The sequence below is a fragment of the Williamsia sp. CHRR-6 genome (genome assembly GCF_018474015.1).
Lineage (GTDB): Bacteria > Actinomycetota > Actinomycetes > Mycobacteriales > Mycobacteriaceae > Williamsia_A.
In genome coordinates this window covers 304,703-317,709 of sequence record NZ_JAHCSG010000001.1, presented here as the reverse complement: position 1 = coordinate 317,709, position 13,007 = coordinate 304,703, and the positions used below count along the sequence as shown (strand labels likewise).

Here is a 13,007-nt window from a genome sequence, read left to right as displayed (position 1 = left end):
GTCTCGGTCATCCCAGATCGATCGTGCTGCGGGCCAGCACGGTGTCGATCACGTCGGTGATGTCGGTGATCGGTCCGTTGCCCGCATTGTCGGGGATCCACAACGCCACGTAGGGCCGATGGTCGACGGCAAACCACAGGGTTCCCGGCGCGGTGGAGGATCGGGAGAACCACTGCACAGCGTTGACCGTCAACAGAGCCGAGGTGGGCGCGAGGTCGTTCGGGCGCTGCACGCCGCATTTGAGTTGCAGCGGGCCGGTTCCTGAACCTTGCTCGCGCCACTCGATCAGTCCGTCGGTCTCGGTGCGTGCGGCGAACCCGGCGAAGGTGCGAGGCAGCGCGGCGATGAGCTTCGCGCACGCGGGCTCGGTGGACTGCGGGGCGGTGATCGTCGGCAACGGCAGCGCGGGGTCGGATGGATCGGGTCGGGCGGCGGCGAACACGATGAATGCGACGATGACGACCACCGGGATGGCGACGACCGTCGCGATCAGCGCGGCGCTGCGGGGACGGTCGTGATCAGAGCCCGACGTGGCCTCGTGGTCAGCGTCAGCGCTCAATTCGGTGTCAGCGCTCAATTCGGTGTCGGCGCCCAGTTCGGCGGTGTCGGGGCCCAATTCGGTGTCGGGGTCGAGATCCGGATCAGCGATGCGTTCGGGGTCTGGTCGGTTCGGATCGGGCGGAGTGGAGGTCACGACGCGCGGACGTCGCTCACGACCGGACACGTCAGGGTACGGGTGATCCCGTCCACCGCCTGGATGGCCGGCACCACCGTGGAGCGCAGCGCCGTGGGATCGGCGGCGTCGGTGTGCACGATGACGTCGTAGGGGCCAGAGACCTCTCGGGAGGCGACAACGCTGTCGATCTCGCTGATCGCACGCGCGACGGCGGCGGCCCGACCGACCTCGGTTTGGATCAGAATGTATGCCTGAACCATCGGCCGTCCTCTCGTCTCGCCCACCGCGGGCGGTGAATACACTGGTCACCATTGTCGCCGACGAACCCGTCGGCGCGCGAATCAGGTGACAAGGAGTGCGGGCGTGGCGGCCGACAACCTCGACGGTATGGACGCCGGGCGCATCGGCGGTGGTGGTGCCGCCCCCAGCGTGGCCGACCTCGGCGAGCGGGTGCTTCTGGCCGAGTTGATGCGCATCGCCACCACCACCGTCGTGCCGCGGTCGGCTCCAGACGCGCGGGTCATGGTCGGTCCAGGTGACGACGCCGCGGTGCTGGGTCTTCGAGGTCCGCTGGTGGTGTCGACCGATACCCTGGTGCAGGACAGGCACTTTCGCCTGCGGTGGTCCACCCCGCAGGACATCGGGGCGCGCGCGGCCATCCAGAGCGCGGCCGACATCGCCGCGATGGGAGCGGTGTGTGTCGGCTTGGTGGTGTCCATCGGATGTCCGGCCACCACCCCGGCGCGCACGGTGTTGGCGATCGATGCCGGCTTGGTGGAGGCGGCGGCGGGCTTCGGCGCGCAGGTGGTCGGCGGTGACCTGGTGCGCACCGAGGAGATCGTGGTGAGCGTCACCTCGCTGGGGGTGCTGGCCGGGAGTGGCTCGATCCAGCTGGGGGGTGCTCGAGTGGGGGATGTGGTGGCGGTCAGTGGGCCCGTGGGGTCCTCGGCCGCCGGGTTGGCCCTGCTCCATGGCCGGGTGGACCAATTCCCTGATCTCGTTGCCGCACATCGGGTTCCGATTGTCGACCTGACCCAGGGGTCGATTGCTGCGGCTGCCGGGGCTCGTGCCATGACCGACATCTCCGACGGTTTGGTCGACGATGCGGCCACGATGGCGCGGGCCTCGGAGGTGACCTTGGAGATCTCGTCGGCGCTGCTGCCGGTGGATCCGCAACTGATGGACGCGGCCCGACGCCTCGAGGCCGATCCGCTGGAGTGGACTCTCGGCGGCGGCGAAGACCATCAGCTGTTGGCCACCTTCGCGGCAACGATCCCGCCCGGCTGGACGGTGATCGGGGAGGTGGTCGAACCACGCAGCTCCAGCCCGGTGTTGGTCGATGGTCAGGTCCCTCAGGTTCGGGGCTGGCAGAGTTTCTGAGGCCTGTCGCGCGCGATAGATTGGGCCGATGGCGATCTACGCACTGGCCGACCGAGTCCCGGTGATCTCCGACGACGTATACGTCCACCCCGAAGCCACGGTGATCGGAGCGGTCACTTTGCTTGCGGGAGTGTCGATCTGGCCCGGAGCGGTACTGCGGGGTGATTACGGCACCATCACCGTCGGGGAGATGACCAACGTGCAGGACGGCACGGTCGTCCACTGCACCCCTGTGCACCCGACGACCATCGGCGCACGGTGCGTGCTGGGCCACAACGCTCACGTCGAGGGCGCGACGGTGGGAGACGACGTGCTGATCGCGTCTGGGTCGGTGGTGCTCAACGGCGCTCGCGTCGGCGATGGCGCAGTGGTCGGGGCAGGCGCGGTGGTGCCCTTCGACTTCGACGTACCCGCGCGGGCGATGGCGCTCGGGGTGCCGGCCAAGATCCGGCCGGGTGTTGAGGTGGCGCAAGGCCATCTCGACATCAACGTGGCCGGTTACCACCAGAATGCGCGGTACTACCGCGAGCATCTGCGGCGGATCGACTGATGGCACCCAAGCCGCTGTCGGAGCTGATGGATCCGACGTGGGCTACAGCGCTGGCCCCGGTGGCCTCCAGGATCACCGACATGGGTCGATTCCTGCGCGACGAGATGGCTGCGGGGCGCGGCTACCTGCCTGCGGGTGCGGCCGTACTGCGCGCGTTCGAGGCGCCGATGGACCGGGTGCGGGTTCTGATCGTCGGCCAAGATCCCTATCCGACGCCGGGTCATGCTGTGGGACTGAGCTTCTCGGTCGCCCCCGACGTGCGTCCGGTGCCGCGTTCGTTGAACAACATCTTCACCGAGTACTGCGACGACCTCGGGTTTCCGAGGCCACAGACCGGCGACCTCACGCCGTGGAGCGAGGCTGGGGTGTTGCTGTTGAACCGGGTACTCACCGTCTCCCCGGGGACCCCCGGTTCACACCGCGGTAAGGGGTGGGAATCGGTGACCGAGTGTGCCATCTCGGCGTTGGCGGCCCGTGATCAACCGCTGGTCGCCATCCTGTGGGGGAAAGACGCGGCGGCCACCGCGAACTGGTTGCCCGGGGTCGCCACCATCACCTCGCCGCATCCGTCACCGCTGTCGGCTGCACGCGGATTCTTCGGGTCCCGCCCGTTCAGCCGCGCCAACGCTGCCTTGATCGAAGCCGGGGCGGAGCCGATCGACTGGCGATTGCCCTGACCTGCAACCAACTCGGCACCCTGAGGCGGCCGCCTCAGGCGTCGTTGGCTGCGGTGAAGTCGGCGCGACGCTTCTCGATGAAGGCGTTGATGCCCTCGATGCCCACGTCCTCACCGGACCGGGCGGCGATCGAATCAGCTTCGGCGGCAAGCTGTTGCGCCAGAGTGCGCTGTGGGCTCGCCGACAACAGCTGCCGTGCTGCCCGCAGCGAGCGCCGGGGCCCGTCGGCCAGGGTCCGGGCGACGGTCTGGGCCGTGGGCAGGATCTCGTCGTCGCTGTCGACCACCTGGGCCAGCAGACCCATCTCCAGGGCTTGCCCTGCGGTGACGATCGCATTGGTCAAGATGATCTGCCGCGCGCGTGCGGTGCCCACGATGCGGGGCAGCGTCCAGGTGAGCCCACCGTCGGGGGTGAGTCCGATCCCCGAATAGGCCGGGCGCATCGAGGTCCCCGGTCCGCCGATGGCGATGTCGGCATGGCAGACCACGCTCATCCCGGCGCCGGCAGCCCATCCGTGGACCGCGGCCACCACGGGCACATCGGTGGCGTGCAGTGCGAGCACGAAGTCGTGTAGCCGGTCGGCCAGTTCATGGATGTAGGTGGGTCGGTCCTCGACCGAGGCGAACGCTCGTACGTCGCCACCGGCGCAGAAGTTGGCGCCTGGACCGACCAGCAGGATGGCGCCGACCGCGTGCCGCCCGGCGGCCACCTCGGCAAAGACCTCCGCGCCCTCGAGCAGGGCACTGCGAGTGATCGCGTTGCCGCCCGTGGGCGCGGAGATGGCGACGGTCAGTACGCCGTCGGACAGATCGATGCTCTCGTAGCTGCTGGCCAGAGTGCTCATCCGTGGGTGATCGCGGGTCAGCCGCGGGTGACCTTGCCGGCCTTCAGGCAGGAGGTGCACACGTTCAGACGCTTGCGGGTGCCGGGAGCCACCTGCGCGCGAACGGTCTGAATGTTCGGGTTCCAGCGGCGGTTGGTGCGCCGGTGCGAGTGCGAGACCGACTTGCCGAAGCCGGGCCCCTTGGCGCAGACGTCACAGACGGCAGCCATCGTCGAACTCCTCAGATTTGGGTACATGATCGGTGTCCGAGCCACTCACCGATACCCTCGGTCCGCCGCTCGACAACCCTGCAAGGATAGCGGTATGAACCCGATCGGGCCAAATGCCGTCCCCGGCGTGGACTCGGCCCCCACCGCGACCGACGGGCCCGTCGCGCCCCGCTCTGCCGCCCTGGATCCGGGCCTGGTGCGGGACTGGTTGGCCGAGTCGGTGCGCGGTCTCACCGAGGTGCGCGGGGAGATCAACGACCTCAACGTGTTCCCCATCCCCGATTCCGACACTGGCAGCAACATGCTGCACACCATGTCGGCGGCGGCGGCCGCGGTGGCCGCCGTCCCGGTGCAGGCCGATGTGCCGACCGTGGTGCGCGCAGCGGCCGACGGCGCGGTGAGCGGGGCTCGCGGTAACTCGGGGATCATCCTGTCGCAGGTGCTGGTGGGGCTGGCCGATGCCGCCGATGTCAACGCGGTCGACGGTGCGGTGACCTTCAACCGACTGTGGACCTCGGGTCTCGGGCTGGCCGCGCTCGCCGCCACCCGGGCGCTGAGCGATCCCCGCGAGGGAACGGTGTTGACCCTGCTGCGTACGGCGGCCGCGGCTGCCGGTGAACTCGGTGAGGCGACCCCGGCTGATCTGGCCCGCGCGGTGGCCGATGCCGTGGCCGAGGGTCTGGATCGAACGACCGAGCAGTTGCCCGAACTCGCGCGCGCGGGCGTGGTCGACGCCGGCGGTCGTGGTCTGCTGGTCGTCGTCGACGCGATGGTCAAGGTGCTGACCGGGGTCAGTGCGCGGCGGCGGCGATACCGCGGTGTGCTCGCCGGGGGCGGTGACCCGGTCGGCCATGCGGTGGGTGAGTCCGGCTGCGATCCGGCGTCGGAGATGGACTTCGAGGTGATGTTCACCCTCGACGGTGCCGAGGCCACCGGCATCCCCACCCTGCGCGAGCGGCTCGACGATCTCGGCGACGCGGTGGTGATCGTCGGGGACAGCTCGGCTCCCGACACCGAACGTTTCTCGGTGCACGTCCACACCTGCGAGCCGGGGGCGGCGGTGGAAGCTGGGATCGAGGTGGGCCGGGTCAGTGACATCCGGATCACCTGTTTCGTGCTCGACTCGGTGCGTGCAACCACCGATCCCGACGATCGGCCCGCCTCGCGCGCTCGCTCGGTCATCGCGGTGGTCACCGGCGATGACGCCGCGGAGCTGTTCGCCGACGCCGGCGCCAGTGTGGTTCGAGCCGACGAGGGTCTCGACGCGGCCACGCTGGCTCGCGAGATCCTGGCCGTCGATGCCGCCCACGTCGTGGTGATGGCCAACGGTGCGTTGCCCTCGCCTGATCTGGTGACGGTGGCCGCTGACGCACGGTCCCGTCATCGCGCTGTGGTGTTTCTGCCCACTTTGTCCATGGTGCAGTGTCTTTCGGCTCTGGCCGTCCATGACATCGCCGCGGCTCCCGACGCCGATGCCTACGCGATGGCCGAGGCAGCGGCCGCCACCCGGCGTGGGTCGGTGGTGATCGCGACCGAACCGATGTTGACGCTCGCCGGCATGTGTGAGGTGGGGGACCACCTCGGGCTGATCGGCGTCGACATCCTGGTGATCGGAGCCGATCAGATCGCAGCAGCCACCGCGCTGGTCGACCTGATGCTCAGCACCGGTGGGGAACTGGTGACGGTGCTGGCCGGAGCCGACATCGCCGACGGGGTGATCGACGCACTGGGCGAGCACGTGGCGCTGGCGCATCCGGGGGTGGAGTTCGTGGCCTACCCGGCCGGCCAGCCCGGTGAGGTGCTGCAGGTGGGGGTGGAGTGAGCGTCGGTCAATTCGATTCCCTGGAAACGGTTCTGGGCGCGAAGCGCGCCGGCGTGTTCGCCGAGCAGATCGGGGTGCGCACGGTCGGCGGACTGCTGCGGTACGTCCCACACCGCTATGTGCGCCAGGGTCAACTGTCGGCGCAGCGCGCCCCCGAGGTGGGCGAGCACGTGACGTTGGTGGCGCGGGTCGTCAAGGCCGACCTGCGGCAGATGCGCAACCGCAAGGGAAAGCTGCTGTCCATCAAGGCAAACGACGGCACCCGCAATTTCAGCGTCACCTTCTTCAACCCGTACGGCATCGCCCGTGTGTTGACCACCGGGGTGCGGTTCATGGTGTCGGGGGAGGTGGGCTACTTCCGGGACGAGATGCAGTTGACCCACCCTGACTGGATGGTGTTGCCCGAGCCGGGATCTGGGGTTGAGATGGTCGGTTCGGCAATGCTCACCGCGATGGCGGCCGGTTCGGCTGATGCCGCCGAGATCGGATCAGATTCGGGTGCGCAGGAGTCTGATCGCCTGGACAGCAGTGAGTTCTTGCGGCCGTTCCTACCGGTCTATCCGGCCACTCGTGCGTTGCAGACCTGGGACATCTGGACCGCGGTGCGTCAGGTGTTGGCGCAGGTGGACACCATCGCCGACCCGCTCGACCCGGCGCAGCGGGAGGCGCGCGGGCTGATCGGGGCCGACGAGGCCTTGCGGCTGATCCACCTGCCCGACACCGCCGAGCACATCGAATCGGCAACCCAGCGTTTGAAATTCGATGAGGCGCTGGCTCTTCAGGTGGGCCTGGCCCAACGGCGCAGCGCCGACCGGGGTCATCGTGCTCCGGTCATCGAGCGTGTGGCCGACGGCATCGAGGACGCGATGATCGCGCAGCTGCCGTTCACCCTCACCGCCGGGCAGAGCGCGGTGATCCAGGAGATCTGCGCCGACCTGTCGCTGGGCGAGCCGATGAACCGGCTGCTGCAGGGCGAGGTGGGCTCGGGCAAGACGCTGGCCGCGTTGTTGTGCATGCTGAGGTTGGTCGACAACGGCTACCAGTGCGCACTGCTGGCACCCACCGAAGTGCTTGCAGTACAACATCATCGGACACTACGGTCCATGCTGGGTCTGTTGGCGTGTGCCGGTGAACTGGGGGCACCCGAGCGCGCCACCCGGGTGGCGTTGTTGACCGGGTCGATGAAGACTGCAGCCAAACGTGACACGTTGCTGGAGGTGGTGACCGGCACCGCGGGCATCCTGATCGGCACCCATGCGTTGCTCGAGGACCACGTGGAGTTCTTCGACCTTGGTCTGATCGTGGTCGACGAACAGCACCGGTTTGGCGTGGAACAGCGGGACACGTTGCGCAACAAGGGCCGTGACGGTCTGATCCCGCACATGCTGGTCATGACCGCAACCCCGATCCCGCGCACGGTGGCCATGACGGTGTACGGCGACCTCGAGACCTCCACCCTGCGTGAGCTTCCCGCCGGACGCGCACCGATCTCCACCAACGTGGTGTTCGCCCGCAAGGAGAAATGGGAACGACGCCTGTGGGAGATCGTCGACGAGCAGGTGATGGCCGGGCACCAGGTCTATGTGGTGTGTCCGCGTATCGGCGACGACGAGCCCGAGGCGCAGCCGCCGAGCGGTCCACCGATGACCTCGGCGCTGCAGATGCTCGATCAGCTCACCGGCGCGACGGTCGGTCGTCATCGGATCGACCTGCTGCACGGTCGGCTACCGGCGGAGGACAAGGCGGCGGTGATGGATGCCTTCACCCGCGGCGAGATCGACATCCTGGTGTCCACGACGGTCGTCGAGGTGGGTGTCGACGTACACAACGCCACCACGATGGTCATCGTCGACGCCGAGCGTTTCGGTGTGAGCCAGCTCCATCAGCTGCGGGGTCGGGTCGGGCGGGGTGGGCTGCCCGGGATCTGCTTCCTGCGTACGTCGCTGGCCGAGGGTTCGCCGTCGATCGCCCGTCTGCAGGCAGTCGCCGGCACCATCGACGGATTCGAGTTGGCCCGAATCGATCTCATGCAGCGGCGCGAGGGCGATGTGTTGGGGGCTGCCCAGTCGGGCATGACCACCTCGCTGCGCTTCCTGTCGCTGCTCGACGACGCCGAGATCATCACCGACGCGCGCGCGCTGGCCACCAGCATCGTGGCCGCCGATCCGACTCTGGCCGAGCATCCCGCACTCATCGAACTCGTCGAGGCCATGCTGGGCACGACGCGCGCGCAGTATCTCGAAAAGTCCTGACCTGGAGTTCCCGCGTCCGGTGGAACCGGTCGCGGTCGGCCCACGTCCAATCAGTGACCGATTGCAGACGGACGTGCGTGCGGCAGGGGGGCAGCCATGGGTCGACGGCCGATAACCATCCGCACGTGGATCGCGCTGGTGGGTTTCGCGGCCGTCTCGGTGGTGGTCGCTGTCGGGACGGTGACGCCGACGTCGCACACCGGCGCTCGGGTGCCCACCGAGCGGGTGGCGGCGGCGCGTTCTGCGCTGGTGTCGCTACCGAGACTGCCGCAGCGGGTGCACGACCGCGACTACGACCGCGCCGCATTCGGAGCCGCCTGGACCGACGAGACCGACGCTCAAGCTGCGGGCAACGGGTGCGACACCCGCAACGACATCCTCGAGAGAGATCTGTCGGACAAGACCTATGTGGCGCTCAGCTCGTGCGGCCGTGCGGTGGCCGAAGGCGAATTGCGCAGCCCGTACACCGGAGCCTGGATTGCGTTCCGACGTGGCCGGGGCAGCGGCGCCGACGTGCAGATCGACCACATCGTCGCGCTGTCCTACGCCTGGGACATGGGGGCCTCGCACTGGTCGGCGTCGCTGCGCGCCCGATTCGCCAACGACCCCGCCAACCTCGTCGCCGTCGACGGGCCGTCGAACCAGGACAAAGGCGACTCCCCGCCGTCGTCGTGGATGCCGCGGGCCACCACGTTCGCCTGCCAGTACGCGGTGCAGTTCGTGACCGTCACCGCGACCTACCGGTTGTCGGTGGACGCTGCCTCGGTGGCGGTCCTGCAGCGCGCGCTACGGCGGTGCTGATGCGGGCGTATCTCCACGCGCCGTCGCCGACGCCGTGACCGATCCCGTTAGGCTGGCTGGATGAGCGCACCCACCGCTGATGCCCAGCGCGCAGGCGATCGCGACCCGGCCGATGTCGGCCCCGATCCGTTGAACCCCGACACCGACGCCGTGACCGCCGCAGTGCACACCGCCGCCCGCGCCGCTCGGACCGCGGCCCGAATCCTGGCTCGACAGACCACCGCCACCAAGAATGCGGTGCTCCACGATGCGGCCGACCGGCTGATCGCGGGGACCGCAGCCATCCTCGCGGCCAATGCAGTCGACCTCGAGCGGGCGGTGGCCGCCGGGACGTCGGAGAGCCTGCTCGACCGGCTGGCCCTGACCGAGGAGCGAGTGGCGGGCATCGCCGACGGCCTGCGTCAGGTGGCCGGGTTGCCCGATCCGATCGGTGACGTGCTCGCGGGCAAGACCCTGCCCAACGGGTTGGTGCTGCGCCAGGTCCGCGTTCCCCTGGGCGTCATCGGAATGGTCTACGAGGCCCGTCCCAACGTCACCGTCGACGCCTTCGGCATCGCGCTGAAGTCTGGCAATGCGGTGCTGCTGCGTGGGTCGTCGTCGGCGGCGGACTCGAATGCAGCGTTGGTCGGCGTACTGCGCGAGGCGTTGATCGCCGCCGACCTGCCCGCCGATTGTGTTGCGCTGCTGCCCAGTTCGGACCGCTCCAGCGTCACTGCATTGATCCGGGCCAGGGGTCTGGTGGACGTGGTGATCCCGCGCGGTGGGGCCGGGCTGATCGAGTCGGTGGTACGCGATGCGGTGGTGCCCACCATCGAGACCGGCACCGGCAACTGCCACGTCTACGTCTCGGCCACCGCCGACCTCGCCGTCGCCGAGCGGGTGATCGTCAACTCCAAGACCCGACGACCCAGTGTGTGCAACACCGCCGAGACCGTCTTGGTCGATGCGGCCATCGCCGACACCGCACTGCCGCAACTCATCTCCGCGCTGCAGGCTCATGGGGTCACCATCCACGGTGACGAGGCGGGCATGATCGCGGCCACCGAGGACGACTGGTCGCAGGAGTACCTGACCCTGGACATCGCGATGAAGGTCGTCGACGGCCTCGACGCGGCCATCGATCACATCGACACCTACGGCACCGGCCACACCGAAGCGGTCATCACCGACGACATCGCCACCGCGACCGAGTTCACCGACCGGGTCGACGCCGCAGCGGTGATGGTCAACGCCTCCACTGCGTTCACCGACGGTGAACAGTTCGGCTTCGGCGCCGAGATCGGCATCTCCACCCAGAAACTGCACGCGCGCGGTCCGATGGGTCTGCCGGAGCTGACCTCCACCAAGTGGATCGTGTGGGGACAGGGGCAGACGCGACCATGAGCAACCCGTCTCCGATCGGCCTCAGCGGGCCCGGTGTTCAACCGGTCTTCGCCGACACCGACGACGTCACCACCCGACTGGCCGCCACCGGCTACCTCGCCGACACCCCGACCTCCACCGCGGTCTTCCTCGGTGATCGGTTGGGCAAACCGTTGCTCGTCGAAGGTCCGGCCGGCGTGGGCAAGACCGAGTTGGCGCGCGCGATCGCCACGACCACGGCCGCCGAGCTGGTGCGGCTGCAGTGCTACGAGGGCATCGACGAGGCGCGCGCGCTCTACGAGTGGAACCACGCCAAGCAGATCCTGCACATCCAGTCCACCGGGCAACGCGGCTGGGACGAGACCAAGGCCGACATCTTCTCCGAGGAGTTCCTGCTGCCGCGTCCGCTGCTGCGGGCTATCTCGCGCACCGAGCCCACCGTGTTGCTCATCGACGAGGTGGACAAGGCCGATGTCGACGTGGAGGGTCTGCTGCTCGAGGTGCTCAGCGACTTCGCCGTGACCATTCCGGAGATGGGAACCGTGGTGGCCACCCGGCGTCCGATCGTGCTGCTGACCTCCAACGCCACCCGCGAACTCTCCGAGGCCCTCAAGCGACGGTGCCTCTACCTCTACATCGACTTCCCCGACGCCGAACGCGAACGGGCCATCCTGGCCTCGCGGGTACCCGGCCTTCCGGAGTCGTTGGCCAAGGAGATGGTGCGGATCATCGGGGTGTTGCGCACCCTCGACCTGCGCAAGAAGCCGTCGGTGGCCGAGACCATCGACTGGGGTAACACGTTGTTGGCGTTGGGGATCGGGGAACAGCCCCGGGCCCGACTCGACGACGACCTGCTCTCTCGCACCCTCGGGGTGGTCCTCAAACATCGCCCAGACCTCGCCACTGCGGCCGCGGAGCTGAAGCTGGATCGATGACCTCACCGTTGGGCCCGTTCCGCTCGGGTCGTACCGCCGCCGGAACCGGTTGGGCCCCAGATCATCTCGTCGGGCACCTCACCGGTTTCGTCGAGGATCTGCGGGGGCGGGGGATCGTGGTGGGGCCGGCGGCCCTGATCGACGCCGCATCGGCCACCGAGGTGTTGAACCTGCTGGACCGCAGCAGCTTTCGAGAAGGTCTGGCGTGCACCCTGATCTCCGATCAGGGCCAGCGACCGGTGTTCGATGCCGTGTTCGACCTGTGGTTCCCGGCTGGTGCCGGCAAACTCTCGGGCGCGGACGAACTACCGACCCGACCAGATGGCCGCCTCGACGTCGAGGGCGTACGTCAGGCAGTGGCGCAGATGTTGGCCGATGACACCGCGGAGAACGACGGGCGGCTGGCTGCGATGATCTCGCAGATCGTCGATCAGGTCGGCGGCTACCAGTCGGCGCGCGGGCCTGCGTTCTCCACCTATGAGGTGATGTCGACCGTGCGGCCGCAGACGTTGATCGCGGCCATCGCCGCGGCGATGGCCGCCGCGGCGGGCGATGCCGAGGGTGGTACCCAGGCTCGCTATCGACGTTCGGCTGCCGGTCGGGTCGACCGGTTCGGCGAGCTGGTGGGGGCCGAGACGCGGCGCCGGATGGCCGAGCGCAAAGGGCGCGAGCAGGTCGCCGAATACGGGGTGCCCACGCTGCCCGAACACATCGAGTTCCTGGCCGCGGGGCGAGCCGAGATGGCGGCTCTGCGGCGTACGATCGATCCGCTCGCGCGGCTGTTGGCCGCCAAGCTCGAGGTGCGGCGCAGGCGGGCCCGGCGCGGAGTGGTCGATGTGCGCAAGACGATGCGCGCCTCGATGTCCACCGGCGGTATCCCGGTCGAGTTGATCTACGCGCGACCCCGGCCAGCTCGGCCCGAGCTGGTGATCATGTGTGACGTCTCCGGTTCGGTGTCGGGTTTCTCGCAGTTCACGTTGCAGTTGGTGTACGCCCTGCGCCAACACTTCTCAGCGGTCCGGGTGTTCGCCTTCGTCGACAGCGTCGACGAGGTGACCGACTTCTTCGCGCGCAATCCCGACGACATCGACATCGCCGGCGCGGTGGGGCAGATGCTGGGCACCGCCCGCCTGATCACTCGCGACGGTCACTCCGACTACGGGCATGCGCTGTCGGGTTTCGCCGAACACCACATCGACTCGCTGACCCACCGCGGTGCGCTGCTCATCCTCGGCGACGGTCGCAACAACTACCACGATGCCCGCTACGAGGCGCTGCGCGCGCTGGTCGACCGGGCTCGCCACGCCTACTGGCTCAACCCCGAGGCGCGTGACCTGTGGGGCAGCGGTGACTCGGTGGCCGACAACTACGCCTCCATCATCGAGATGCACGAGTGCCGCAACGCAGGCCAGCTCGGTCGGGTCATCGCCGACCTGTTGCCGGTCTGAGCCGGTCCGCGGGGAAAGCCTGGTGAACACGTGACCGTAGACTCGACTGCC

General features: G+C 68.7%; 13 protein-coding genes. 9 read left to right on the top strand and 4 right to left on the bottom strand.

Annotated features, from left to right (window positions below; translation table 11 throughout):
* Positions 1–7 precede the first annotated feature (7 nt).
* Positions 8–694 (bottom strand): DUF3515 family protein, encoded by a 687-nt coding sequence (locus tag KIK15_RS01415; RefSeq protein WP_307851686.1) that lies wholly within the window; start codon positions 692–694, stop codon positions 8–10.
* Positions 691–936, bottom strand: a complete 246-nt coding sequence (locus KIK15_RS01410) for an Lrp/AsnC ligand binding domain-containing protein (RefSeq protein WP_214242381.1) — start codon at positions 934–936, stop codon at positions 691–693. Before KIK15_RS01410 ends, KIK15_RS01415 begins: the two co-directional genes overlap by 4 nt.
* 103 nt (positions 937–1,039) lie before the next feature.
* On the opposite strand from KIK15_RS01410, the gene KIK15_RS01405 reads away from it, so the two are divergent.
* From KIK15_RS01405 to KIK15_RS01395, 3 genes are read left to right on the top strand one after another with little or no spacing between them, the layout of a single operon-like run.
* Positions 1,040–2,056, top strand: a complete 1,017-nt coding sequence (locus KIK15_RS01405; RefSeq protein WP_307851685.1) for a thiamine-phosphate kinase — start codon at positions 1,040–1,042, stop codon at positions 2,054–2,056.
* Between the two features lie 28 nt (positions 2,057–2,084).
* The gene (locus tag KIK15_RS01400; RefSeq protein ID WP_214242380.1) at positions 2,085–2,606 is read left to right on the top strand and encodes a gamma carbonic anhydrase family protein; all 522 of its coding nucleotides are present in this window, start codon (positions 2,085–2,087) and stop codon (positions 2,604–2,606) included.
* Positions 2,606–3,283 carry a uracil-DNA glycosylase gene (locus tag KIK15_RS01395; RefSeq protein WP_214242379.1) on the top strand — a complete coding sequence of 226 codons (678 nt, stop codon included), beginning with the start codon at positions 2,606–2,608 and terminating at the stop codon, positions 3,281–3,283. The genes KIK15_RS01400 and KIK15_RS01395 overlap by 1 nt, the downstream gene beginning before the upstream one ends.
* A gap of 34 nt (positions 3,284–3,317) precedes the next feature.
* On the opposite strand, the gene KIK15_RS01390 is transcribed toward KIK15_RS01395, so the two are convergent.
* Together KIK15_RS01390 and rpmB are read right to left on the bottom strand one after the other, a co-directional pair.
* Positions 3,318–4,127: an enoyl-CoA hydratase/isomerase family protein gene (locus tag KIK15_RS01390; protein WP_214242378.1), complete on the bottom strand. Its 810-nt coding sequence runs from the start codon at positions 4,125–4,127 to the stop codon at positions 3,318–3,320.
* 17 nt (positions 4,128–4,144) lie between these two features.
* Positions 4,145–4,336 (bottom strand): 50S ribosomal protein L28, encoded by a 192-nt coding sequence (rpmB, locus tag KIK15_RS01385; RefSeq protein WP_214242377.1) that lies wholly within the window; start codon positions 4,334–4,336, stop codon positions 4,145–4,147.
* A gap of 94 nt (positions 4,337–4,430) precedes the next feature.
* Here rpmB and KIK15_RS01380 point away from each other — a divergent pair, with 94 nt between their 5' ends.
* The 6 genes from KIK15_RS01380 to KIK15_RS01355 all read left to right on the top strand — a co-directional run bounded on the left by KIK15_RS01380 (position 4,431) and on the right by KIK15_RS01355 (position 12,956).
* Positions 4,431–6,158, top strand: coding sequence for a DAK2 domain-containing protein (locus KIK15_RS01380; protein ID WP_214242376.1), 1,728 nt, complete (start codon positions 4,431–4,433; stop codon positions 6,156–6,158).
* On the top strand, positions 6,155–8,410 hold the full coding sequence (gene recG / locus KIK15_RS01375) for an ATP-dependent DNA helicase RecG (RefSeq protein ID WP_214242375.1): 2,256 nt from the start codon (positions 6,155–6,157) through the stop codon (positions 8,408–8,410). Before KIK15_RS01380 ends, recG begins: the two co-directional genes overlap by 4 nt.
* A 96-nt stretch (positions 8,411–8,506) precedes the next feature.
* Entirely contained in the window at positions 8,507–9,211 is a 705-nt protein-coding gene (locus KIK15_RS01370; protein ID WP_214242374.1) for an HNH endonuclease family protein, read from the top strand.
* Between the two features lie 60 nt (positions 9,212–9,271).
* The gene (locus KIK15_RS01365; RefSeq protein WP_214242373.1) at positions 9,272–10,594 is read left to right on the top strand and encodes a glutamate-5-semialdehyde dehydrogenase; all 1,323 of its coding nucleotides are present in this window, start codon (positions 9,272–9,274) and stop codon (positions 10,592–10,594) included.
* Positions 10,591–11,508, top strand: coding sequence for a MoxR family ATPase (locus KIK15_RS01360; protein WP_214242372.1), 918 nt, complete (start codon positions 10,591–10,593; stop codon positions 11,506–11,508). Before KIK15_RS01365 ends, KIK15_RS01360 begins: the two co-directional genes overlap by 4 nt.
* Positions 11,505–12,956, top strand: coding sequence for a VWA domain-containing protein (locus tag KIK15_RS01355; protein WP_214242371.1), 1,452 nt, complete (start codon positions 11,505–11,507; stop codon positions 12,954–12,956). The genes KIK15_RS01360 and KIK15_RS01355 overlap by 4 nt, the downstream gene beginning before the upstream one ends.
* The last annotated feature ends 51 nt before the right edge of the window (positions 12,957–13,007 follow it).